The organism is Streptococcus infantis (assembly GCF_964243025.1).
GTDB classification, from domain to species: domain Bacteria; phylum Bacillota; class Bacilli; order Lactobacillales; family Streptococcaceae; genus Streptococcus; species Streptococcus infantis_N.
This window is the reverse complement of the sequence record NZ_CAXTDJ010000006.1, coordinates 108,763-132,167: the sequence shown is the minus strand read 5'-3', so window position 1 is coordinate 132,167 and position 23,405 is coordinate 108,763. Positions and strand designations below refer to the sequence as shown.

Annotated in this window: 20 protein-coding genes, 4 tRNA genes and 1 pseudogene; 8 read left to right on the top strand and 17 right to left on the bottom strand. The window is 33.8% G+C overall.

Translation table 11 applies throughout. The features are described from left to right. Positions 1 to 5 precede the first annotated feature (5 nt). The 16 genes from ACESNQ_RS07945 to htrA form a co-directional block, all read right to left on the bottom strand. Positions 6 to 77, bottom strand: a tRNA-Glu gene (locus tag ACESNQ_RS07945). A gap of 164 nt (positions 78 to 241) precedes the next feature. After that, entirely contained in the window at positions 242 to 2,200 is a 1,959-nt protein-coding gene (ftsH, locus tag ACESNQ_RS07940) for an ATP-dependent zinc metalloprotease FtsH (RefSeq protein WP_373076001.1), read from the bottom strand. A 16-nt stretch (positions 2,201 to 2,216) separates the two neighbouring features. Further along, positions 2,217 to 2,759 (bottom strand): hypoxanthine phosphoribosyltransferase, encoded by a 543-nt coding sequence (gene hpt / locus ACESNQ_RS07935; protein WP_006149113.1) that lies wholly within the window; start codon positions 2,757 to 2,759, stop codon positions 2,217 to 2,219. 4 nt (positions 2,760 to 2,763) lie between these two features. Then, the gene (tilS, locus tag ACESNQ_RS07930) at positions 2,764 to 4,041 is read right to left on the bottom strand and encodes a tRNA lysidine(34) synthetase TilS (protein WP_373076000.1); all 1,278 of its coding nucleotides are present in this window, start codon (positions 4,039 to 4,041) and stop codon (positions 2,764 to 2,766) included. After that, positions 4,038 to 5,306: a serine hydrolase gene (locus tag ACESNQ_RS07925; RefSeq protein ID WP_373075999.1), complete on the bottom strand. Its 1,269-nt coding sequence runs from the start codon at positions 5,304 to 5,306 to the stop codon at positions 4,038 to 4,040. The genes tilS and ACESNQ_RS07925 overlap by 4 nt, the downstream gene beginning before the upstream one ends. Further along, positions 5,299 to 5,421: an SP_0009 family protein gene (locus ACESNQ_RS07920; RefSeq protein ID WP_004250924.1), complete on the bottom strand. Its 123-nt coding sequence runs from the start codon at positions 5,419 to 5,421 to the stop codon at positions 5,299 to 5,301. Before ACESNQ_RS07920 ends, ACESNQ_RS07925 begins: the two co-directional genes overlap by 8 nt. Positions 5,422 to 5,427: 6 nt before the next feature. Next, a complete protein-coding gene (locus ACESNQ_RS07915) occupies positions 5,428 to 5,796 on the bottom strand; it encodes a septum formation initiator family protein (protein WP_004250925.1) in 369 nt (122 codons plus the stop codon). Beyond that, the gene (locus ACESNQ_RS07910) at positions 5,789 to 6,055 is read right to left on the bottom strand and encodes an RNA-binding S4 domain-containing protein (RefSeq protein ID WP_004250926.1); all 267 of its coding nucleotides are present in this window, start codon (positions 6,053 to 6,055) and stop codon (positions 5,789 to 5,791) included. The genes ACESNQ_RS07915 and ACESNQ_RS07910 overlap by 8 nt, the downstream gene beginning before the upstream one ends. A gap of 65 nt (positions 6,056 to 6,120) precedes the next feature. Further along, entirely contained in the window at positions 6,121 to 9,624 is a 3,504-nt protein-coding gene (mfd, locus tag ACESNQ_RS07905; protein ID WP_373076007.1) for a transcription-repair coupling factor, read from the bottom strand. After that, positions 9,617 to 10,186 carry an aminoacyl-tRNA hydrolase gene (gene pth, locus ACESNQ_RS07900; protein ID WP_373075998.1) on the bottom strand — a complete coding sequence of 190 codons (570 nt, stop codon included), beginning with the start codon at positions 10,184 to 10,186 and terminating at the stop codon, positions 9,617 to 9,619. Before pth ends, mfd begins: the two co-directional genes overlap by 8 nt. A 72-nt stretch (positions 10,187 to 10,258) precedes the next feature. Beyond that, the gene (gene ychF, locus ACESNQ_RS07895; RefSeq protein WP_006149107.1) at positions 10,259 to 11,374 is read right to left on the bottom strand and encodes a redox-regulated ATPase YchF; all 1,116 of its coding nucleotides are present in this window, start codon (positions 11,372 to 11,374) and stop codon (positions 10,259 to 10,261) included. A gap of 84 nt (positions 11,375 to 11,458) precedes the next feature. After that, on the bottom strand, positions 11,459 to 11,653 hold the full coding sequence (locus ACESNQ_RS07890) for a DUF951 domain-containing protein (protein ID WP_006150549.1): 195 nt from the start codon (positions 11,651 to 11,653) through the stop codon (positions 11,459 to 11,461). Between the two features lie 66 nt (positions 11,654 to 11,719). Beyond that, the gene (gene dnaN, locus ACESNQ_RS07885; RefSeq protein WP_373075997.1) at positions 11,720 to 12,856 is read right to left on the bottom strand and encodes a DNA polymerase III subunit beta; all 1,137 of its coding nucleotides are present in this window, start codon (positions 12,854 to 12,856) and stop codon (positions 11,720 to 11,722) included. Positions 12,857 to 13,014: 158 nt separating this feature from the next. Continuing rightward, entirely contained in the window at positions 13,015 to 14,373 is a 1,359-nt protein-coding gene (gene dnaA, locus ACESNQ_RS07880) for a chromosomal replication initiator protein DnaA (RefSeq protein ID WP_373075996.1), read from the bottom strand. Between the two features lie 212 nt (positions 14,374 to 14,585). Then, positions 14,586 to 15,347 carry a ParB/RepB/Spo0J family partition protein gene (locus tag ACESNQ_RS07875; protein WP_373075995.1) on the bottom strand — a complete coding sequence of 254 codons (762 nt, stop codon included), beginning with the start codon at positions 15,345 to 15,347 and terminating at the stop codon, positions 14,586 to 14,588. 59 nt (positions 15,348 to 15,406) lie between these two features. Further along, positions 15,407 to 16,588: a serine protease HtrA gene (gene htrA, locus ACESNQ_RS07870; RefSeq protein ID WP_373075994.1), complete on the bottom strand. Its 1,182-nt coding sequence runs from the start codon at positions 16,586 to 16,588 to the stop codon at positions 15,407 to 15,409. Positions 16,589 to 16,771: 183 nt separating this feature from the next. Here htrA and rlmH point away from each other — a divergent pair, with 183 nt between their 5' ends. From rlmH to ACESNQ_RS07835, 7 genes and pseudogenes are all read left to right on the top strand, one after another. Further along, entirely contained in the window at positions 16,772 to 17,251 is a 480-nt protein-coding gene (gene rlmH / locus ACESNQ_RS07865) for a 23S rRNA (pseudouridine(1915)-N(3))-methyltransferase RlmH (protein WP_368910432.1), read from the top strand. A 41-nt stretch (positions 17,252 to 17,292) separates the two neighbouring features. Beyond that, positions 17,293 to 17,366 (top strand) — tRNA-Arg (locus ACESNQ_RS07860). Positions 17,367 to 17,530: 164 nt separating this feature from the next. Next, entirely contained in the window at positions 17,531 to 17,656 is a 126-nt protein-coding gene (gene comC, locus ACESNQ_RS07855; protein ID WP_006149099.1) for a competence-stimulating peptide ComC, read from the top strand. A 21-nt stretch (positions 17,657 to 17,677) separates the two neighbouring features. Further along, positions 17,678 to 18,998 (top strand): annotated as a pseudogene (gene comD, locus ACESNQ_RS07850) (competence system sensor histidine kinase ComD). Further along, entirely contained in the window at positions 18,995 to 19,747 is a 753-nt protein-coding gene (gene comE, locus ACESNQ_RS07845) for a competence system response regulator transcription factor ComE (RefSeq protein WP_373075993.1), read from the top strand. Before comD ends, comE begins: the two are co-directional and overlap by 4 nt. 51 nt (positions 19,748 to 19,798) lie before the next feature. After that, positions 19,799 to 19,870 (top strand) — tRNA-Glu (locus ACESNQ_RS07840). Positions 19,871 to 19,875: 5 nt separating this feature from the next. After that, positions 19,876 to 19,949 (top strand) — tRNA-Asn (locus tag ACESNQ_RS07835). A gap of 39 nt (positions 19,950 to 19,988) precedes the next feature. Here the strand turns inward: ACESNQ_RS07835 and ACESNQ_RS07830 are convergent. Then, complete coding sequence (locus ACESNQ_RS07830; RefSeq protein WP_004250951.1) at positions 19,989 to 20,531, bottom strand: TetR/AcrR family transcriptional regulator; 543 nt, start codon at positions 20,529 to 20,531, stop codon at positions 19,989 to 19,991. A 128-nt stretch (positions 20,532 to 20,659) separates the two neighbouring features. On the opposite strand from ACESNQ_RS07830, the gene ACESNQ_RS07825 reads away from it, so the two are divergent. Then, positions 20,660 to 23,314, top strand: a complete 2,655-nt coding sequence (locus tag ACESNQ_RS07825; protein WP_373075992.1) for a YhgE/Pip family protein — start codon at positions 20,660 to 20,662, stop codon at positions 23,312 to 23,314. The last annotated feature ends 91 nt before the right edge of the window (positions 23,315 to 23,405 follow it).

Here is a 23,405-nt window from a genome sequence, read left to right as displayed (position 1 = left end):
ACCCATAGTCCGTACGGGATTCGAACCCGTGTTACCGCCGTGAAAAGGCGGTGTCTTAACCCCTTGACCAACGGACCTTGAGCTTTTTCAACTCTTTCTATTATACCCACTTTTAGAATCTTGTCAACTAGTTTGATTTGTTTTTTCTGAAATTTTTTTACTGGTTTTTCATAGATTAGTTTCTATAATAAGAAAGAGAGGATATAATAATACCCTCTCTTGTATCTCGTCTACTAATATTTTAGTTTTCTTCAGCCATTTTTGATTTGACTTCATCATATGATAGGGCACGTGATTCCTCTTCTACTGATTCAGGCATTTTCCCTGTTTCGTAAAGAGATTTGATTTGTGTACTATCCAATGTTTCATATTTCAATAAGGCTTCTGCAATTAATTTATGCGTTTCACGATTTGATTGAATAATTTCAGCTGCTTTATTACGTGCTTCATTCAACAATGCTCGAACTTCTTCGTCAATTTCATAAGCTGTACGCTCTGAAATAGATTTTTGTGGAGTTTGAGCACCAAACATTGCATGATTTCCTTCGTATTGAACAGGTCCGAGTTTTTCACTCATACCATACTCTGTAACCATTGCACGCGCCATTTGTGTAGCTTGCTCAAAGTCGTTTGATGCACCTGTTGTTTGGACATTGAAGATAATCTCTTCAGCAACACGTCCACCCATTAATCCTGCTAATTGTTCTTTCATGTCTTCTTTAGATAGCAGCATTTGATCTTCTTTTGGAAGAGCAATCATGTACCCACCAGCTCGACCACGTGGAACAATTGTTACCTTATGAACAACACGTGCATTTGATAAGACTAACCCCACGATAGTGTGCCCGGCTTCGTGATAAGCAACCATTTCACGTTCTTTTTGGGAAACAGTTTTATCTTTCTTAGAAGGCCCTGCAATAACGCGGTCTTCTGCCTCATCAATATCAGAAGCATCAATGACTGATTTGTTACGACGGGCAGCAACTAATGCCGCTTCGTTCAATACATTTTCTAAATCAGCACCAACAAAACCTGGAGTTTGTTGTGCTACTAACTTCAAATCCACATCTTCTGCTAGAGGTTTATTTCTAGCATGGACTTTCAGAATTGCTTCGCGCCCTTTAACATCTGGACGACCAACCAATACTTTTCTGTCAAAACGACCTGGACGAAGAAGGGCTGGATCTAAAACATCTGAACGGTTCGTTGCCGCAATGACAATGATTCCTTCATTTCCTTCAAAACCATCCATTTCAATCAAGAGTTGGTTCAAGGTTTGTTCACGTTCATCATTACCTCCACCAAGACCGACACCGCGTTGACGACCGACGGCATCAATTTCATCGATGAAGATAATAGCTGGTGCTGCTTTTTTAGCGTCCTCAAAGAGTGAACGTACACGGCTGGCACCGACACCGACGAACATTTCTACGAAGTCAGAACCTGAAATACTAAAGAACGGTACTCCAGCTTCTCCTGCTACTGCTTTAGCAAGTAATGTTTTACCAGTTCCCGGAGGTCCTTCTAAGAGAACACCAGCTGGGATACGAGCACCTAATTTTGTAAAGCGTTTTGGATCTTTCAAGAACTCAACAACTTCAACAAGTTCTTGTTTTTCTTCTTCAGCTCCTGCTACATCTGAAAAGCGTACTTTGATATCTTCCTTATTAGCAGCCTTAGCTTTACTGCGTCCAAAGCTCATCGGATTGCGTCCGCTATTTCCTCCCATATTTCCCATCATAGAAAATAGGAAGAAGAATAGAATGGCAAATGGCACTACCGAAACTAGGATGTTAATCCACATACCACTTGAGCTTTCGTGCTTGACTTCAACTTGTGTTTGGTGTTCACCAGCTAGTTTTTGCAAATCTGCTACAGTAGTATCCGATGGAAGAATAATACTTGTAAATTTTTCTACTTTTGTTGCAGAAGGTGTGAAAAACTGAATACCTGTTTTCGGTTTTTCTGTTTTAGCAGTTTTATAGACACCAGATACTTCAATAACACTACCACTTGGTTGATAGGTTATTTCTTTTACATTGTCATTAGTGATTTCCTGCACCAATTCTGAGTATTTAATTTGTTGACTGTGCCCAGCAGCTCTCCCAGCGAAAAAGTACTGGAATCCCGTTACTAGCAAGAAAATCATCAACAAATAAAGAAATGGATTTTTTATAAAACCATTATTTTGTTTTTGCATTCAACAACTTACCCTTCTATTTTGAGTAAACTTCCTCTTTCAATACGCCTACATAAGGAAGATTACGATAATTTTCATTATAGTCTAAACCATAGCCTACAACGAATTCATTTGGAATTGTAAAACATGTATAATCTGCTTCAATTTCTACAGTACGTCCTTCTGGTTTATCCAGCATAGTAACAATCTTAACAGACGCTGCTTCTCTAGCAGTAAACATATCTCTCAAGCTTTTTAATGTTTGTCCAGTATCAATAATATCTTCTACAAAGACAATGTGTCTACCTTTAACATCTTGAGTGACATCTTGTTTGATATTAATGACACCACTACTTACAGTTCCACCATGATAACTAGAAACCATCATAAAATCCATTTCAAGATGAGTGTCAATATATTTGACTAATTCTGCCATAAAAGGAATAGATCCTTTTAAAATTCCAACTAAAATCGGATTCTTACCTTCGTAATCTTTTGTCAATTGAGCACCTAACTTCTTAGCTGCTTCTGTAATTTCATCTTGTGAAATCAAAATCTTCTTGATATCTTGTTCTAACATGATTTTACCTATCTATTTTTTCTATATAAAGTACAGTGTTCATTATATCATTTTTCATTTTTATACTCAAATCACTGAGTTCAATTCCTAAAATTGAACAAATCTTTCCGAATTGCTCAACAATAATCGCATTTTTTCGTTTTTCTGCAGGTATTTTTAAATCAATAAAAAGTCGCCTTACTTTTTTTCGATGACCATTTATTATCAAATAATCACCTGGCTGTCGATGCCGCAAAATCAATGATGTTTCACGGGAAACATTTATTTGTTGAACATTTTCACCTTTTAGAGGAATTCCAAATGAAAATAGAAAACCTTCATAATAAACTTGATTTTGATAGTTTAACACACACTCACTACTTTTTTCATCAGACTTTGGTCTGATTTTACTAATTTGAAAGTGCTGGTATTCTTTTATAAGTTCATAACCATTTTTTATATTGTGGCGATATTGACTCTTAGTTTTTAAAATATGATGAATTTCTTGAAATTGTTCTCTTGTTACATTTAAATCAGCAAAACGACTAAGGTATTGTTGTAGTAAAACTCCTTGCGTTGCTTCACTAAAAGATAAAAACTGAGTTAAATCTTCTACATCAACTGCTTGAGATAATTCAGCCAGAGCAATTTGATAGTCAGAAACTTCTTTTCCAAACTCTAAAATTGCTTTTTTTACCTGAACATTTTCTTTTTCTAACTGTGGCAGATAGAGGTTGCGAATACGATTGCGAAGATAGTGATTTTCTTTATTCGTTGAATCTTCAAAATGATCAATTTTAGGAAAATCCTTCTTATAAAAAGACAACAAAGGACGAATCAACTCTCCCTTAGCAAATATTTGTCTTTCTTTAATAGCTGATAAATGTTGTAGTCTAACACCTCTAATCAATCGCATAAAGATTGTCTCAACTTGATCATCTGCATGATGAGCTGTTACAAGAGCTGTAGATGAAGTTTTCTCCATCACTTCTCTAAAAAATTCATAGCGAAATTGACGAGCATTCGCTTCTGAAAAATCTCCAGTAAAACAAGCTACATAAATTGGAACTCCAGCTTGTTCAGCTATTTTTCTTAATTCATTTTCTTCCTTATCTGACTCTGGTCTTTGTTTATGATTTACATGAGCTAAAAACAATTCAATCCCAAGTTCTTCTTGATAGGTTGAAAGGAGATGAAAGAGAAACATCGAATCCAATCCACCAGACAAGGCTAGCACAACTCTTGAATGTCCTTCAAAGTAACCTTTTTCTAGAAAATGATTTAAAAAATCTCGGTCTCTCATTTTAGGACCTCGTAGACATCCTTAGCAATTTTAGAAATGGTATCGTAATCAGAATTTTTGGTAAAAATTGAAATAACGAAAGGAGAGTCTGTATAGACTATTCCCACATCGTGTTTAAATTCATCTGCATCCCCAATTTTATGAGCTACCTTAGCAGAAATATTCTTAGCAATCCGCTGATTATCAAATGATGTTTGTGAAAGAGATTCTAAAACAAAACCATTTTGATTATAAATAGATTCCATAACTTGACCAGCCATTTTAGCTGAAGCCATCTTATCTGTCACATTCCACTCTTCACCTGCGATAGTAGCCATTTCTTTTTTAAAGGCTTCATCTGATTTATTCGTAATATAATAAGCAAGAATATTATGAGCTACATTGTCAGATTCTTTTGCAGTTTTTGTGATTAAATCTTTGATTGTGTATTCTTTATTGTCCGCTGTTTTAGGGAGACTTCCGCTTCCTTCCGGTTTATAAGAACCAGGGAAATCATTAACTTCGGAAACATACTTCAATTTCGTGTCAAGTTGGTAATCACCTTGATTGATTTTTTCCTGAACAGAATAAAGATAAGGTAATTTCATAACACTAGCAGCGTACATTTTTTTATTTTCATTAATGCCAGCTTCCTTACCTGTACTCAATTGTTTAATATAAATAGAGAACTGTTCATTTTGATAATTCGCAGATAGCAACTCTTGTACTTTCTGAATACGATTATCATCATCGGAAATATAATCCGTCGAAATCCAGCCCGTTTGCTTGATATGTAAGAATTCACGACCTTCAGCAAAAATAGACATATCTGCTTCAACTTCTTTATAAGGCGCTAAAGTAGACTTTAATTCTTGTTGATCATAAGGACTATTATAAACGACAAATCCTGGTTCTAGCCATACTCGTTTAGAAAAATCGTTTACGATGGAACTATCGTATAAAAGTCGTTTATCAGCCATTACAAATTGATTATTTGACAATTTAAAGACAGGCTGTCCTTGTTTATTTAATCGCCATTCTAAAACAGATAATTTTGTTTCTGCATTTACTTTACCCGATTCTTTAATCAGGTCTTCTGTAGAATAAACTGGCGTCTCACCATAAAATTTTGGAGATTCTATAGTATCTTGATAATAAAAATGATATGGAGTATGAGTTAAAGAATAAACTTCTTGTTTTGGAATAATAACTGGATTCTCAGTGCTTACTACTTGAACGCTTTTTAGGAAAATAGGAAGTAGTAATATCACTAAAAATTTACGCATTCTTTTTCCCCTCTTCTTCTTGTAGTCGTAACAGATGATTCTTTTGAGCTAACTCATCTAATTTTTCATCTGACTGACTTAAAAATTTTTCGATAATATCTAATAAATTTTCCATTTCGCATTACCTAGGAAGTAAGTCCGGAATTGTATAAACTTCCTCCCATGTTTTTGAATAATAATATTTTGCACGGGAATATTTGGCCGCATAGGATTCATCTTTTAGCTTAGTTGCTAAACTAGCTTCTTTATCCTTTTCATCGCTCAAGTCCTGATATTGTTTTTTCAAATCAGCTAGTTGCTGGCGACGTGTGAGTAATTGTTGGTAACTTTGTGCTAAATTGTAAGTTGGTAAGATGAATAGCAACATAATCAAAATCAAAACCCAACCCATAAAACGATTACGTTTTTGACGTTCTTCCATCATGTATTTACGTCGTTGGTGTTCATTTTGAATAAATGAATTATTCATTTGGACTATTTTTTTATACATCGTCTTCTACCCTTGTTTCACTGATAATTTCATACATTCCAGCTGCATCTTCTTTTTTTGTGCTATCTTTCATTTCGAGCACCTTTACGAGCAACAATTTATTTCCAAAACGAATTTCAACCTGATCATTGATTTTTAAATCAGTTGAACTTTTAGCAAGGATACCGTTTACCTTGATTCGCCCTTTATCTGCAACTTCCTTAGCTACCGTACGACGTTTAATAATTCGTGATACTTTTAAATATTTATCTAATCTCATCTTATAATACCTCAAATTATTATTGTACCATTTTTATCCCTTTTATAGAAGAAAAAAGGTAAACCCTAATGTGACTCTTTTAAGTCTTTTATTTTCGCTAACGATTCTCCAAAGGTTAAGAGTCCTTCTAAAATCTCATAGTCTTTTTTATTTCGAATATCAAAAACAACTTCGATTAAACCTTGATTTTCAGAAATATTAGCCTTCAAATTTGTCTGAGAAAGAGCCTGGAAATAATCTTGTGTTAAAAATAGTTGTTGGGATATCTTTTCAAATTGAATGACAAGCTTATTATTTCTTCTTTCAACACGATTGACAAAAACTTTATCAAGATAAGCTTTAGCTAATCCAATTTCTAAGAGATAGGCAACTACATCTGGATACTCACCAAAACGGTCAATTAACTCATCTTGTAATTCTTCATAGTTGACACGGTTGTCAATTTGACGAATTCTCTTGTAAATCTCAATTTTATGTCGTTCATCCGAAATGTACTCATCCGGAAGATAAGCATCAATTTGCAGAATTAACTCAGCATTTCCTTTTTCACGTTTCTTATCAGTTCCATTTTTCTTAGCAATTGCTTCTTCCAGTAATTGAGAATAGAGTTCAAAACCAACTGAATCAATAAAACCGGACTGCGAACTTCCTAAAAGATTACCTGCTCCACGAATGGATAAATCGCGCATAGCGATTTTGAAACCAGAACCCAATTCAGTGAAACCTTTAATTGCCTCCAATCTCTTCTCAGAAACTTCTGTCAATGATTTATCTGGTCGATACATAAGATAGGCATAAGCAATACGATTACTACGACCAACCCGACCTCTTAATTGATACAAGGTTGACAATCCCATGTGGTCTGCATTTTCTATAAACAAGGTATTGGCATTTGGAATGTCTACCCCTGTTTCAATGATTGTTGTTGTTACTAAAATATCATATTCACCTTCAATAAAGTCAAGTAGTGTATTCTCCAAACGAATTTCACTCATTTGACCATGAACAAAACCAATAGAAGCTTCAGGAATTAACTCTTGTAACTCTGAAACCTTCTTTTCAATCGTGTCAACTTTATTGTAAAGATAGTAAACCTGACCACCACGATCAATTTCTCTCAATACAGCATCTCGAATGACACGATCATTCTGTTCAAGGACATAGGTTTGTACAGGATATCGATTTGTTGGGGGAGTTTCGATGACAGATAAATCTCGAATACCTAGCATAGACATATGTAGAGTTCGAGGAATTGGTGTAGCTGTTAAAGTTAAGACATCAACCTTCTTTTTTAATTCCTTCAAAGCTTCCTTATGTTTGACACCAAAACGTTGTTCCTCATCGATGATGATTAATCCTAAATCAGCAAATTCAACATCTTTAGATAAAACTCGATGGGTTCCTATCAGGATATCAACTTGGCCTTTTTTCAATTTTTCAAGTGTTTCAGTCTGCTCTTTTTTACTTCTAAAACGACTTAAAACATCTATATTGACAGCAAACTGCTCAAATCTTTCCTTGAAATTACTATAATGTTGCTGAGCAAGAACTGTGGTTGGTACTAAAACAACAACCTGTTTATGATTATTGACAGCCTTAAAAGCAGCTCGCATGGCCACCTCAGTCTTACCAAAACCAACATCTCCAACCAAAAGCCTATCCATTGGTTGAGAAGCCTGCATATCCTTTTTGATTTCATCTATACTTCGAAGTTGGTCCTCAGTTTCAACATAAGGGAAAGCCTCATCAAAAGCAACCTGATCTTCATCATCTTTTGAAAATGCAAAACCTTCAAGTTGACTCCTCTCTGCATATAACTTAATTAAGTCATCTGCAATGTCTTCAACTTGATTTTTAACTTTTTGCTTAGCTTTTTTAAAACGTCCATCGTTTAATTTGTTTAACTTTGGAGCCTTACCGTCACTTGAAACATACTTAGATAAGGTTTGGATTTGTTCTACAGGGATAGAAATTCGATCTCCATTTTGATATTGGATACTTACATAATCTCGGTGAATCCCTTTGAGTTCAATCGTTTCGATTCCTAAATATTGACCAATCCCATGAATTTGATGAACAACATAATCTCCTTTTTGGAGCTCATTATAGTCCTTTAATCTCTCAGCATTACTGATATTTTGTCTTCTATATTTACGTTTAATCTTCTTTTTGAATATTTCATATTCAGTGATGAATACAAGATTCTCATCCACAAAATGAAAACCATGACGAAGGTTTCCTTCAACAAGATTGACAGTTCCTTTACAGATTTCACTTTGATTACTATTGTCAACTTTAATGCTATATTCATCAAGAATCGTTGACAGTTTTTTTAGTTCTGTTTGGCTGCTTGATTGAAGAACAATCGTATATTTTAATTTTTTATAGCGTTCAATTTCTTCTTTCAGAAAAGAAAACTGATTAAAGAATTCTTGCATAGGATATTGATTAAATTGATAAAGATGATCAAATTTTAGATTTCCAAGTCCCTTTTGAAAATTAGAAAAGAAGCTAGCTGGTAAATATTTTTTAAACTGACTTTCTACATCAGCAAAATATTGTAAACTTGATACAGCTTTACTATTTTGTAAATCCTCTGTAAAGTAGCCGGCTGTTTCCTTATCAAAAATATCATACTGATTCATGATTTTTTGAAAATCATCAAAGATAATAGGTGCTTGGTTCAAGTAGTCAATCAAGGTCCACTGTTTTTTATAAAAAACAGACAAAAATTTACGAATATCAGCATGAAGAACTTGCTCTTTCGCACAACTAAAAACTTCTTCTAGGTACGACTTTAATGTAGGTGAAATAGTTTTATCAATCTCATGTTCTAAGAATTGTTGACCACGATTGTAATCCTCAACAGTTAATAAAATGTCACTAGCTGGATAGATTAAGACTTGAGATTGACTATCTTTTGATAATTGTGTATCTGCGTCGAATTCTCTAATCCCATCTATTTCATCACCAAAAAATTCTATTCGGTAAGGAGATAGTTGTGAAGTTTCAAAGATATCTAAAATATCCCCTCGAAGACTAAATTCACCTTGACTTTGAACTTGAGTAACTTTTTTATAACCAAGTGAAATCAATTGATTTTTTAATTCTCTTTGTTCACACTCTTCGCCAACTTCAAGTTTTAACACACTGTTATCAAAGACTTGAGGATCTGGTAAGAATAAACGGCTAGCTGCCATGTTACAAACTAGTATTCCTTTTTGAGATTTATCTCTTAGAAAACGCAAGGCTTCAACTCTTGAAAAAATCTTTTCTTGAGACGATACTAAAAATTCTACCATTGGTGAATCATCTACTAAAAATGGATAAACCATATCAGTACCCAGGATAGAAATTAAATCATTTACTAGACGATCAGCTTCTCCATAAGTAGATGTCATTACTAAAATCTTGTTCTGATTTTTAACACTACTTGCAATAGCTAAAGACTTTGCTGAACCAGAGAGACCTAGTAGTAATTCCCTCTGCTTGAGAGATAAATGTTCACTCCATAATTGTATCTGCTTGTTCTCTAAAAAGAATTCGATTAATGACATTTCCTTACCCATTGTATTTCTGCATTGTTTTTTCAAAGTTTTTCTCTTGTAAATAATAATTTACAGCATCGTCAACCTTGTCAATAGACTGGAAAATACCTATATAGTCATCCTTGTCAAATTTACTCAAAACGTGGTGAACTACTGACATCCCTTTTTTAGGTCTACCTATACCAATTTTTATACGATTGAAAACCTGTGTACCAATATGTTGAATAATTGACTTGATACCATTATGACCGCCAGCTGATCCTTTAGCGCGAAGTCGAATTTTTCCTACTTCCATGTCAAGATCATCGTAAATAATCAGTAAATCTTCGATATCTAAACCATAGTAAGTTAATAAAGCATGAACTGCTTTCCCACTTTCATTCATAAAAGTAGTGGGTTTTACCAGATAAATTTTTTCACCATTAAGGAAAAATGAAGCTAATTCAGCTTGGAATATTTTATCGTGTGTAAAGGATACATTCTGTTTTTTTGCTAGTTGATCAATCAACATAAAACCAACATTATGCTTTGTCTCAAAATATTTATCCCCTGGATTTCCCAATCCTACAAGTAATTTTGTCATTTAAATTTCCTTTCAAAAGCCAAAAGGGCTGGAATTTTTTTCCAACCTAATTGACACTATTAAAAATGTTGATTATACATTAAAGCGGAATTCCATAATATCGCCATCTTGAACGACATATTCTTTTCCTTCTTCACGCAAGCGTCCAGCTTCTTTTACCGCCTTTTCAGAGCCGTATTTAATCAAATCATCATAAGACATAGTCACTGCACGAATAAAGCCTTTTTCGAAGTCAGAGTGGATAATTCCAGCTGCTTGAGGAGCTTTCATGCCACGTTTAAAGGTCCAAGCACGAACTTCTTTTTCACCAGCTGTGAAGTAAGTTCCAAGTCCTAATAGATGGTAAGCTGCACGAGTCAACTTATCCACACCTGATTCTGTCAAACCAATGGCTTCAAGAAACTCTTTTTTATCTTCATCGTCTAACTCAGAAATTTCTTCTTCAGCACGCGCAGAAATGACCACTACCTCTGCATTTTCTGTTGCTGCGAATTCACGAATTTTCTTCACATAATCGATAGATTCTGGGTCTCCAACCACATCCTCATCAACGTTAGCTACATAAAGAACTGGTTTCGTGGTCAAGAGGAAAAGACCTTTGACAACCTTTTGCTCTTCATCTGTAAATTCAATAGTACGAGCTGATTTACCGTCTTCAAGGACAGGTTTAATCTTTTGGAGAACGTTAAATTCTGCAACTGATTCCTTATCTTTTTGCGTACGTGCCATCTTTTCCACACGCGCATAGCGTTTATTAACAGATTCTAAGTCAGCAAGAATCAATTCTAGGTTAATGGTATCAATATCTGCTAATGGATCTACAAAAGCATCTTCACGACCTTGCTCACGCATGACATTCTCATCATCAAAGGCACGAACTACATGGACAATGGCATCAACTTCACGGATATTGGCCAAGAATTTATTACCGAGACCTTCTCCTTTTGATGCACCTTTTACAATCCCTGCAATATCTGTAAATTCAAAGGTTGTTGGGACTGTCTTCTTAGGAGTGATCATTTCAGTTAATTTTTGGAGGCGTTCATCTGGAACTTCTACCATCCCAACGTTTGGATCAATGGTTGCAAATGGATAGTTTGCAGCCTCTGCTCCTGCTTTTGTAATTGCGTTAAATAGGGTTGATTTACCAACGTTTGGCAAACCCACGATACCTGCTGTTAAAGCCATAGTTTCTCATTCTCCGTTCACATTTCAATCTTCAATATTATAACACAAAAAGGGAAAACTTGCTAACCCTCTAACTCCTTGCATTTAGTCGATAATTTTGTTCATTTTTCTTTCAAAATCATAGCGACTCATCATGACTACATGATCACAATTACTGCATTTAATTTTAATATCTGCACCTAAACGAGTAATTTCCCAACGATTTGCTTTTTTGCCTGTAGATTTGATTGTACAAGCATGTGGTTTTTTCATTTCAACAAAATTTCCAACTTGATACATACTACTCTCCTTTTCATATTTCTGATTATATCATAAAAGAGGTGAGCTAGGCTCAACCTCTTTAACTTAATTTGTACGAACTGGTGTAATCAGCTGCATGAAATCTTCATCTGTATCAGCTGGTACCAAGGTAAATGGACGAACTGCTGAAATGAAGCTGATTGTTACCTTTTCACTATTCAAGGCTTTTAGTGCTTCAATCAAGTAAGTTGGGTTAAAGCTAATAGTCAAGTCTTCGCCGGATACAGCAATTGTATCAATTTCTTCGTCTACTTTACCAACTTCTGGAGAATTTACATGGGCTGTAACCACTCCTTGTTTGATTTCTAATTTTACAGTACCATTTTGAGTAGCACTTGATAAGAGACGTGCACGTTCCATAGATTGACGTAGATTCACAACATCAAACGTTACTGTCGTATTAAAATCTGTAGGAATTAAGCGATCTGTATCAGGATAATTACCTTCTAAGAGACGTGTGTAGAAGCTAATATTTTCGCTTCTAAAGAGAATTTGGTTGTTTGCGAAGAAAATCTCTACTGTTTCGATATCATCTGTAAAAACAGCTGAAAATTCGCGTAGTGAGCGACTAGGGATGACAACGTCGAAATTATCACTATTTTTTTCAAGTGTCAATTTCTTCTGACTGAGACGGTGAGAATCTGTAGCAACTGTTTTCAATTCTTTATGGTTACTCAAAACGAAGTGTACACCAGTCAAAATAGGACGGCTTTCTTGTACACTAGCAGCAAAGGCAGTTTCATTGATAATTTTCTTAAGAAGTTTTGTTTCAAGAACTAGAGGATTACTTGCTGCAATTTCTTGGATACGTGGATACTGCTCACTGTCTTTTCCTTTAAGAGTAATCTCTGATTTCCCACTTGTTAATACAATTTGGTGTTGTTCAATTTCTTTAAAATCAAGAGTCACATCTGGAAGACTAGAAACAACATTGATAAAGAATGAAGCTTCTAGAAGGATAGAACCTAAAGAGTTAATCAGAAGACCTGCATTTTCATCTTTTTGAGAAATGAAATTCTCAATTGAAATTTGACCATTTGATCCAATTAATGTAATTCCTTCGTTAGTCACATCAATTTTAATAGTTGATAAAACAGGAATAGCATTTTTTGAACTAATAGCACGTTTAGTAATATTTAATGATTGCAGGAATAAATTTTTATTAATAGAAAAATGAATCATGGAATCTCCTTTATTTATTTTTATTATTAGAAGGTTAATAGTAATAGTAGGTTGTGTGAAATCTGTGGAAAAATAAGTTTAGTTTAGAAAAATCAAGAAGTTATACTTGTTTAAAATTTGTGTATAAATCAGTAAAATTTTAAACACTTATCCACAAGTTATTTGATTTTCTTTTTGATGGTTTCGATTTCTATACGTAATTTATCATCAGTTTCAATCATAGATTTGATTTTTGCATGAGCATGAATGACGGTTGTATGATCTTTACCACCAAATTCTTTCCCGATTTTTGGAAGACTGTTATCAGTTAATTCTCTAGCTAGGTACATAGCAACTTGGCGAGCTAGAACAATATTTTGAACACGTCTAGTTCCCTTCATCTCCTTAACGCTCACATCATAAAATTTTCCGACTTCCTCTTGGATTTTTTCAATCGGAATGACAATCATGGTGCTGACGCTTTGTTTTCTAGCACGTATAGCCTCAGATGCAATATCCACAGTTATAGTGTTGATTTGTTTGACTTTAGCCATGAGACTAATATCTTTGAGCGCACCTTCTAATTCACGTACATTTGAATCAAACTGGCCAGCCAAATATTCGATTGTGTCAGGTTGAAAATGATAATCTAAATCCTCTGTTTTACTATTTAGGATAGCGATACGAGTTTCAAAATCAGGTGGAGTAATATCCGTTGTTAATCCCCATGAGAAGCGCGTGACAAGTCGTTCAGGTAGGTTTTCTAGTTGTTCTGGCCTACGGTCACTCGTTAAAACGATCTGTTTATTATTACTGTGAAGTTTGTTAAATGTATTGAAAAATTCATCCTGAGTTTGTACTTTATTTCCACTAAGAGATTGAATGTCATCAATAAGAAGGAGATCTAGACTTCGATAGGTTTTTTTAAAATTATCCATATCATTGAGTCTTAAATGATCTAAAAATTCATTAATAAAACTTTCAGCAGGAATATATTTTACACGCGCATTAGGATTTTTTTTGAGAATTTCATTACCCAGAGCATTGAGCAAGTGAGTTTTCCCTAGACCAGGTCCTCCATATATAAACAGAGGATTATAAGTTAGTCCAGGATCTTCCGAGACAGCTAAAGCAGCAGACTTAGCCCAAATATTTCCATCACCTTGGATAAAATTATCAAAAGTATAGATGTCTCTTAATCCTGTTTCTGAATAGGGTATAGATTTTTTAATTTCTTCCTGTTGATGATTACTGTTTTCAACATTGTTTGTTATATCGGAGGTATTAGAATCTTCTTTAGTCAATACATATTGAGCTTTTATTTCAGTGTCATAGATTTGAAAACCGACAGCTACAATAATATCATTGAGTTTTGTACTCCAAACCATTTCCATTTCAGATCTTGGCAAAAATATGGTAGCTACATTTCCCTCAACCTTTATTAATTCAGCAGGTGTTGCGTAGAAATCAAACATTGATCGTGTCAATCTCTCTTTAGCTAATTCTAAAATCTGATTCCAAAATTGTTTTTCTTTCAACAACAAACTCCTCCTTTTCTAAATGGTGTAATCTTAAACACTATTTTATCACATAGCAAGCAATTTTTCCACAACTTGTGAAAAACAATCCACAATGTTTAAAAGATTTATCCACAACTTGTGGATAAAAGGTATAGATTTTGATTTAATAGACTTTTTCTATACTAATCCAGTGGATAAGTATGTGAGTTTAGAAAAATAAAATAACAGCCTTATTTCAGGCTGTTAATAAAACGTCGGTATTCTTCTTGATTATGAAAAGAGATAGTTATTTTTCCTGCCTCTTTTTTTTGAAGGACGATTTGGACATCTAATCCCAACAATTTTTTCAAATTTTCTTCTTCTTCTTTGATAAAGTGATCTTTTTCTTTGCTTTTCTTCTTATTTTTTTCTTCTTTAAGTAGATGTTCCACCTGCCGAACTGATAAATCCTCTTTCTGAATGCGATTGAGTAAATTTTTTTGTTCTTTCAAAGGTAGTTGGATTAGAAGTCTAGCATGTGCTTGAGACAATTTTCCAGTTTCTACTTCTTTTAAAATAAAATCAGGGAGCGTTAGCAATCGAACAAGATTAGTGATATAAGGGCGTGATTTCCCCATTTTTTCAGCAATGTCTGCATGAGTATATCCTTTATCAATTAAAGATTGATAAGCTTTTGCTTCTTCAATCGGATTTAAGTCTTCTCGTTGTAAATTTTCAATGATTGAGTGAACCATCATTTCCTGATCAGATAATTTTTTGATGATTACAGGAACTTCTGATAGCCCAGCTTCTATCGATGCCCGATACCGTCTTTCTCCAGCTAGGATTTCATATCCGATAACTGGAGATTGACGGACAATAATGGGTTGAATTAAACCATTTTCTTTAATAGATTGGGCAAGTTCTTGAATTTTTTCTTTTGAGAATTCTTTACGAGGTTGATAGGGATTTTTTTGAATATCACTGATACGAATTAGTTTGAGTTCTTCCATATCTCTACAGTATCATATCTTTAATATTCTGTAAAGTAGGTTTACAAATATGTAAACTATTAGTTTAAATCACTTGTACTCTTATTTAGTTTGATTGTAGTTTTTTCTTCTTTACCATTACGGTAATAAGTTACAGTCATTTCATCACCAATAGAGTGACTGTAAAGTGCATTTTGCAATTCAGTAGTAGAAGAAATCTTAGTATCATCTATTTTTGTGATAACATCATATTGTTGTAAATGTCCATTTGCAGGCATATTTTTTTGAACAGAACGAACAGCTACACCAGAAGTAACGTTATCAGGAAGTTTTAATTTTTGTAAATCAGCAGTGCTAAGGTTTGTCAAATTAACCATTTGGATACCAAGAGCTGGTCGAGTTACTTTTCCATCTTTTTCCAATTGTTTGATAATATTCTTAACATCGTTTGCAGGAATAGCAAAACCAAGACCTTCTACGGATGTTCCACCATTAGAGGCGATTTTACTTGATGTAATACCGATAACTTCTCCCTGGATGTTAATCAAAGGTCCTCCAGAGTTACCAGGGTTAATAGCTGTGTCTGTTTGGATGGCATTTGTTGAAATAGCTTGACCATCTTCAGATTTCAAAGAAACGTGTCTGTTCAAGCTTGATACAATCCCTTGTGTAACTGTATTTGCATATTCTGACCCCAAAGGACTACCGATTGCGATAGCTGTTTCCCCAACAGATAATTGACTTGAGTCACCAAACTCAGCTACTGTAGATACCTTTTCTGAAGATATTTTTACTACTGCAATATCAGAATAGGTATCAGAACCAACAATCTCACCTGGTACTTTTGTTCCATCTGCTAGACGAATATCAACTTTTTTAGCTCCACTAATAACGTGAGTGTTGGTTACAAGATAAGCATCATCCCCATCTTTTTTATAGATGACACCAGAACCTTCACTGTTGATTTGTTCAGTGTTTGAATCTGTATCAGTATCATCAGTTCCAACAAAACCACTTTGAGAATTTCCTGAATAAGTGATAATCGATACAACTGCATCTTTAACTTTATCTACAGCCTGTGTAGTAGAATTTTCATTTTTCGAAGCTGTCTGAGTGATGGCTGCACTATTTTGTTCTCTGTTTCCTTGTTTTTGGTTGAACTGAAGAACAGTCAAACTTCCTAATAGACCACTAAAAAAACTAATAAGTATAACTAGTAAAAGTTGTCCAATCGTTTTTGAAAACTTGTTTAAGTTTTTCATAGAATCCTCCATATTTGATTAATTAGTGAAAGTATAAGATTATTAACTTAATTCTAACTTAAAAAACTTAAGTTTTCAACAATCTGTGGATAATTGTTGAAAATTTGTGAATTTATTGTGTTTTTCCCCTTTTTCATTTGTGAATAAGATGTGAATAGAATGCGATTATGATAAAATAGAAGCATGAAAATTAAACTTGTAACAGTTGGAAAACTAAAAGAAAAGTATCTCAAAGATGGAATTGCAGAATATTCTAAAAGAATATCACGATTTGCTGCCGTAGAAATGATTGAATTAGCTGATGAAAAGACACCAGATCGTGCCAGCGATTCAGAAAATGAAAAAATCTTGAATTTAGAAGGAAATCGAATCCTTTCCAAAATTGGGGATAGAGAATTTGTTGTTGTTTTGGCTATTGAAGGGAAGACATTATCTTCTGAAGAATTTAGTAGCCAATTAGAACAAGCTTCTATAAATGGTTATTCAACCTTAACCTTTGTTATCGGTGGAAGTTTAGGATTATCCAATGAAGTGAAAAAACGAGCTAACTTATCAGTAAGTTTTGGCCGTTTAACTCTTCCACATCAATTAATGCGTCTAGTTCTTGTAGAACAGATATACCGAGCATTTACTATCCAACAAGGTTCTCCTTATCATAAATAGGATTGACTATTCTCGATTATTTTGATAAGATAAACTAGTTAGGTCTCATAGCTCAGCTGGATAGAGCATTCGCCTTCTAAGCGAACGGTCGCAGGTTCGAATCCTGCTGGGATCATATACTAGATTTAACGCTGGGGAAACCCAGCGTTTTTTGTAAAAATTGACAGTTCAGGTACAAAAATGTGCAGTTGAGAATGAAATGTTTTAAAACAGACTCCGTTTTGTATAATAAGCTTGTAAGTTAATTTACAAGAAAAAAATAATAAAGGAGAGTTTAATATGGAAAAAACAGTTAAATTAGAGCAGTTCAAAAAACTTACAGAAAAAGAATTACAGGAAATCCAAGGTGGGGATAAAAGATTAACTTACTTTATTACTAATCTTTTTCCTAAAAGGAAAAAATAGAAAACATTATAGGGAGACATGATGGATTTATTAAAAATATTCATAGTTATTCTTCATATTTTTATTCTAATAAATAGCTATAAACTAATTTGTAGAGCAACAAAAAAAGAAAGATTTCTATTCATATGTTGGATTTTTATATTGCAGTCCGTAGTTGAAATTTTCTTTTATTTTGTTTTTTTACATGGGTTAGGTTTAGAAAAATTCATGTTTCCCTTTATTATATATGTTTATCTAATAGGGGTAAAAAAGTATAATAAGTACAAGGCTATTTTTATCAGTCTACTATTGTCTTTACTATATCATAGTACTCATACTTTTATAGCAGTAATTATATCCTCTATAACAGGTGATTCTTTCTTAATAAAATATGAAGATTTATTTTTTGTAGTGGTTTTAATGCTGACGTATTTTATCACTAAAAAAAATTATTACTTATTTTCATCTTGAACTTACTTATTTTGATAAAGATTACCTCTATCCATTTTTCAAAAAGGTCATTTTAATTTTCTTTACTTTACAAGTTCTATTATTCATTTCAGATATGGTAAGTACTCATGCACATTTTAATAGCTTTGGTAGTATTTTAGCAACAATTGTATTTATTTGTTTACTACTAATCTTCTTCGCTATGAATTCTTATAAGGTGCGAGTTGAAAAAGAAATAGCCCTAAAACAGAAAAAATTTGAACAAGAACATTTACAGACTTACACAGATGAAATTGTGGCTTTGTATAATGAAATTCGTGGTTTTCGTCATGATTATGCAGGTATGCTTGTCAGTATGCAAATGGCGATTGACAGTAAAGATTTACAGGAAATTGACAGAATTTACAATCAAGTTCTAGTCAAAGCTAATCAAAAATTACGTTCAGATAAGTATACATACTTCGATTTAAACAATATAGAAGATACAGCTTTACGAAGTTTAATTGCACAATCCATTGTATATGCAAGAAATAAGGACGTAGAGTTTACACTAGAAGTAAAGGATATTATCACAAGGTTGTCAATTGATTTACTTGATCTTGTGCGTATTATGAGCGTTTTATTGAATAATGCTGTCGAAGGTGCTGCAGAAAGTTACTCGAAACAAATGGAGGTTGCAGTGATTAAGATGGATTTAGAAACAGTTATCGTGATTCAAAATTCATGTAAAATTATTATGACGCCTTCAGAAGACTTGTTTGAACTAGGTTTTTCTACTAAAGGTAGAAATAGAGGAATTGGCCTTAATAATGTCAAAGAGATTTTGGATAAGTATGAAAATATCATTTTAGAGACAGAGATGGAAGATAGTAAGTTTAGACAGATTATTAGATTTAAGAGAGAGTTTGAATGAAAGTATTAATTTTAGAAGATGTTATTCAGCATCAAGTCAGATTAGAAAGAACCTTGGATGAAATTTCAAAGGAATTGAATATTCCTATTTCTTATAAAACAACAGGTAAAGAACGAGAATTTAAGGAATATATCGAAAATGATGAAGTAAACCAGCTTTATTTTCTAGATATTGATATTCATGGCGTTGAGAAAAAAGGATTTGAGGTAGCACAGTTTATTCGTCGCCACAACCCCTATGCAATTATCGTATTTATCACTAGTAGATCAGAATTTGCTACCTTAACTTACAAATATCAAGTATCAGCCTTGGATTTTGTTGATAAAGATATCAATGATGAATTATTTAAAAAACGTATCGAACAGAGTATCTTATATACCAAAAGTATGCTGCTTGAAAATAAAGATGTTGTGGATTATTTTGACTATAATTACAAGGGAAATGATTTGAAAATTCCCTACCATGATATTTTATATATTGAAACAACAGGAGTATCTCATAAGTTAAGGATTATTGGTAAGAATTTTGCCAAAGAATTTTATGGTACTATGGCGGATATTCAAGAAAAAGATAAAGATACTCAAAGATTTTATTCTGCTCATAAATCATTTCTTGTCAATGTAGGAAATATTAGGGAAATTGATCGAAAAAATTTAGAGGTGGTTTTTTATGAGGATCATCGTTGTCCAATTACCCGTCTAAAGGTACGGAGATTAAGAGATATTCTGGAGAAAAAATCTAAAAAGTGATTGACAATTAGTAAGAAATTGATATAATGGTTATATCTGCTACAGATAGATGGTCCGTTGGTCAAGGGGTTAAGACACCGCCTTTTCACGGCGGTAACACGGGTTCGAATCCCGTACGGACTATATTATCCGCCATAGCTCAGTTGGTAGTAGCGCATGACTGTTAATCATGATGTCGTAGGTTCGAGTCCTACTGGCGGAGTTAAACAAAAAGAACACCATTGGTGTTCTTTTTTTGTCTCTAATTTGCATCTCCCAACATTTTCATAAGAAAGTTTGTCATTTCTTGTGGACTTTCTTTTTTTCCATGAGCAATCCAGGTTTGGCATACACCAAATAGTGCGTTTGTTAGATAAATACTGCTATACTCTAACTCAATATTGTTTAAATTTAATTGCATAAAGCGTTTTTGGAGGTCAGTGCTAAGCATAATGTGAAGTTTATTTCTAAGGAAGTTTTGTATCTCTTTTGTACCATTTTCAGATAGAAGAGCAGCTAGTAAAGGTTCAGACTCTAAGTATTCAAACACTTCTAGAATAGCATCTCTTTTATGATTTGCGTGTTTTTGGAAAATATACTCAAAGGTATGAAAGAGCTTACTTTGGTAATGTTCAATCATATCATACTTATCTTTGTAATGAGTATAAAAACTAGAACGACTAATCCCGGCTTTTTCTGCCAGTTTAATAGTGCTAATTTGATCAAATGGTTGTTCCGTTAATAATTGAACCATGGCGTTCTCAATAGTACGTTTGGTTTTTAAGCGTTTGTTGCTCTCTTTCATAGTTCCTCCTTGTGAACAAAAATAGACGTAGTGTCTAAAAATTATGATTTTGAATTGTAAATAAGAATTTTTAATGTATAATCTATTATATCAAAATTTTAGACAATATGTGTAAAAAAGGAGACAATATGTTTAAAGAATGGAAAGCAATTTTTAAAAAACCAACCTTTATCATTGTAATGATAGGGATTTCTCTTATTCCTGCTTTATACAACATCATATTTTTATCATCTATGTGGGATCCATATGGCAAATTATCTGAGTTGCCTGTAGCGGTCGTTAATAATGATAAAGAAGCATCTTACAATGGAAACACAATGACTATTGGAAAAGACATGGTGTCCAATTTAGAGAAAAATAAATCATTAGATTTTCATTTTGTCAGTGAAGAAGAAGGTAAGAAGGGTCTAGAAGACGGTGATTACTATATGGTAGTAACTTTACCAAGTGACTTATCTGAAAAGGCTGCTTCTATTCTATCAGATCACCCAGAACAAATGAATATTAACTATCAAACTTCTAGCGGGCATAGTTTCATTGCAAGTAAGATGAGTGATTCTGCCATGACACAGTTAAAACAAAATGTTTCTGCTAATGTAACCGAAACCTATACAAAAGCTTTATTTCAAAAGATGGGAGATTTAAAATCTGGTTTAACGAAGGCAGCTGATGGAAGTGAACAATTGGCCAATGGGGCTAGTCAGTTAGCTGTAGGAAGTCAGACATTGTCTTCTAATCTTGATACTTTAGCTAGTTCAAGTTTAACTTTTTCTGATGGCACAAATCAATTCACAAAAGGCTTGACAACGTATGTAACAGGAGTAAAGCAACTGAATAGTGGCTTAGGTACATTTAATGATGGTTTACAGAACTATACAAGTGCAGTTTCACAGGTTGACACTGCACTTAATCAATTATCTTCCAAGACTCCGGAATTAGTAGCAGGTGTCAATCAGCTAAATACTGGAATGAAGTCATATGCAGGGGGAGTTTCGCAACTGAATACAGGTCTCAATCAATTTTCAGTTGGTGTCAATGCTTACACAAGCGGTGTTGACAAGCTATCTATTGGGGCAAATCAATTATCTAGTCAATCAGATACATTGAGAGAAGGTATTACCCAATTAAATAAAGGGATTAAAGAAATTTCTACTCAATTGAATACTTCATCTCAACAAAAAGAGGAAATCACTCAATTAGCAACTAGTTTAGATGAATTGAATAAAGCACTTCAAGCTGTAACTATTTCAGATAATACTGAACTTAAAAGTACAATATCTAATGATTTAGCGAATATATCTACTCTTGCTCAAACTATTGTGACTAATAGTCAAACAGAGCAAGAGAAAACTCTTACCAATCTTCAAGCAACAGCAACTTATCAATCTCTTACTGATACTCAGAAACAAGAACTGACTGCAGCTGTTTCAAATAATTCTAATTCTACGATAGAGTCAGCAAAAGCAATTTTAACGACGGTAGGAGATTTAAAAGAAAATTTGGGAAGTGTAAACCAACCAGTCTCTAATCTATCTACTTTACAGACTAAAGCAAATCAAGTATTACCTGTGGCGTCTAGTTCCTTGACATCTATGTCAAGTGGATTTACACAGTTGCAAAATGCTGTAGATAATAAGTTAGTTCCTGGAAGTCAATCGATTGAAAATGGAGTTAATGATTATACTAAAGGGCTGGATACCATTTCTTTAGGTGTAAACCAACTAAATGAAAAGAATACAACTTTAACAACAAGTTTGGATCAATTGGTTTCTGGATCAAGTAAGTTGACAGAAAACTCTTCAACCTTGACAACTGGTTTGGATTCGCTAGCTAGGAAAACTCCAGAACTAGTAACAGGTATCGAAAAACTCTCATCTGGTTCTAGCCAATTAAATAGTAAGAGTTCAGACTTAATTGTAGGACTGGATAAAATACAGCTAGGTTCTAGTCAATTAACAGATAAATCAAGTCAATTGCTTTCAGCTAGCTCTCAGTTAGAAAGTGGAGCAGTGAAAATTGCTGATGGCGCTGGAAAACTAGCAGATGGTGGAACAACTTTAACTGCTGGTATTGAAAGTTTACAAGTAGGAGCTACTGGACTAGAACATGGATTGAACACTGCTAGCAATCAACTAAAAACAGCATCAACAGAGTCTAATAATGCAGAAGTATTATCTGAGCCCTTGAGTCTTTCAAAAACAGACAATGATCAGGTTCCTGTAAATGGGATTGCTATGGCTCCTTATATGATATCTGTTGCTCTCTTTGTTGCTGCGTTATCAACAAATATGATTTTTGATAAGTTACCTTCAGGTCGTCATCCTGAAAGTCGTTGGGCTTGGGCTAAATCTCGTTTCGAAATAAATGGAGTTATAGCTGTTTTAGCAGCTGTCTTAGTCTATGGAGGAGTTCATCTTATCGGTCTAACGGCAAATCATGAAATGAGAACCTTGTTCTTAATCATCATCGCAAGTTTGACCTTTATGTCTATGGTAACCGCGTTAACGACATGGAATAGTCGCTTAGGTGCTTTCTTCTCTCTTATTTTACTATTATTACAATTAGCATCAAGTGCAGGAACTTATCCACTTGCTTTGACTAATGATTTCTTTAAGGCTGTTAATCCTTGGTTACCAATGAGTTATTCAGTTTCAGGATTGAGACAAACGATTTCTATGACAGGGAATGTTCATTATCAGGTAATTTTCCTTCTCGTAACTTTAGTTCTATTTATAGGATTAGGTATGCTTGCTTATCAACGTAAAAAAATGGAAGAAGATTAAAAAAAATCGACTAATTTGGTCGATTTTTTATGTGCATGAATCTTGTCAAGAATTTATAAATCTAATAATAGTATGTTTCACGTGAAACAAT

What these genes read in the sequence shown, in the direction of transcription:
- ftsH (WP_373076001.1), bottom strand. Translation starts at nt 2,200, where the DNA reads ATGCAAAAACAAAATAATGGTTTTATAAAAAATCCATTTCTTTATTTG.
- hpt (WP_006149113.1), bottom strand. Translation starts at nt 2,759, where the DNA reads ATGTTAGAACAAGATATCAAGAAGATTTTGATTTCACAAGATGAAATT.
- tilS (WP_373076000.1), bottom strand. Translation starts at nt 4,041, where the DNA reads ATGAGAGACCGAGATTTTTTAAATCATTTTCTAGAAAAAGGTTACTTT.
- ACESNQ_RS07925 (WP_373075999.1), bottom strand. Translation starts at nt 5,306, where the DNA reads ATGCGTAAATTTTTAGTGATATTACTACTTCCTATTTTCCTAAAAAGC.
- ACESNQ_RS07920 (WP_004250924.1), bottom strand. Translation starts at nt 5,421, where the DNA reads ATGGAAAATTTATTAGATATTATCGAAAAATTTTTAAGTCAGTCAGAT.
- ACESNQ_RS07915 (WP_004250925.1), bottom strand. Translation starts at nt 5,796, where the DNA reads ATGTATAAAAAAATAGTCCAAATGAATAATTCATTTATTCAAAATGAA.
- ACESNQ_RS07910 (WP_004250926.1), bottom strand. Translation starts at nt 6,055, where the DNA reads ATGAGATTAGATAAATATTTAAAAGTATCACGAATTATTAAACGTCGT.
- mfd (WP_373076007.1), bottom strand. Translation starts at nt 9,624, where the DNA reads ATGGGTAAGGAAATGTCATTAATCGAATTCTTTTTAGAGAACAAGCAG.
- pth (WP_373075998.1), bottom strand. Translation starts at nt 10,186, where the DNA reads ATGACAAAATTACTTGTAGGATTGGGAAATCCAGGGGATAAATATTTT.
- ychF (WP_006149107.1), bottom strand. Translation starts at nt 11,374, where the DNA reads ATGGCTTTAACAGCAGGTATCGTGGGTTTGCCAAACGTTGGTAAATCA.
- ACESNQ_RS07890 (WP_006150549.1), bottom strand. Translation starts at nt 11,653, where the DNA reads ATGTATCAAGTTGGAAATTTTGTTGAAATGAAAAAACCACATGCTTGT.
- dnaN (WP_373075997.1), bottom strand. Translation starts at nt 12,856, where the DNA reads ATGATTCATTTTTCTATTAATAAAAATTTATTCCTGCAATCATTAAAT.
- ACESNQ_RS07875 (WP_373075995.1), bottom strand. Translation starts at nt 15,347, where the DNA reads ATGGAAGAACTCAAACTAATTCGTATCAGTGATATTCAAAAAAATCCC.
- htrA (WP_373075994.1), bottom strand. Translation starts at nt 16,588, where the DNA reads ATGAAAAACTTAAACAAGTTTTCAAAAACGATTGGACAACTTTTACTA.
- rlmH (WP_368910432.1), top strand. Translation starts at nt 16,772, where the DNA reads ATGAAAATTAAACTTGTAACAGTTGGAAAACTAAAAGAAAAGTATCTC.
- comC (WP_006149099.1), top strand. Translation starts at nt 17,531, where the DNA reads ATGGAAAAAACAGTTAAATTAGAGCAGTTCAAAAAACTTACAGAAAAA.
- comE (WP_373075993.1), top strand. Translation starts at nt 18,995, where the DNA reads ATGAAAGTATTAATTTTAGAAGATGTTATTCAGCATCAAGTCAGATTA.
- ACESNQ_RS07830 (WP_004250951.1), bottom strand. Translation starts at nt 20,531, where the DNA reads ATGAAAGAGAGCAACAAACGCTTAAAAACCAAACGTACTATTGAGAAC.
- ACESNQ_RS07825 (WP_373075992.1), top strand. Translation starts at nt 20,660, where the DNA reads ATGTTTAAAGAATGGAAAGCAATTTTTAAAAAACCAACCTTTATCATT.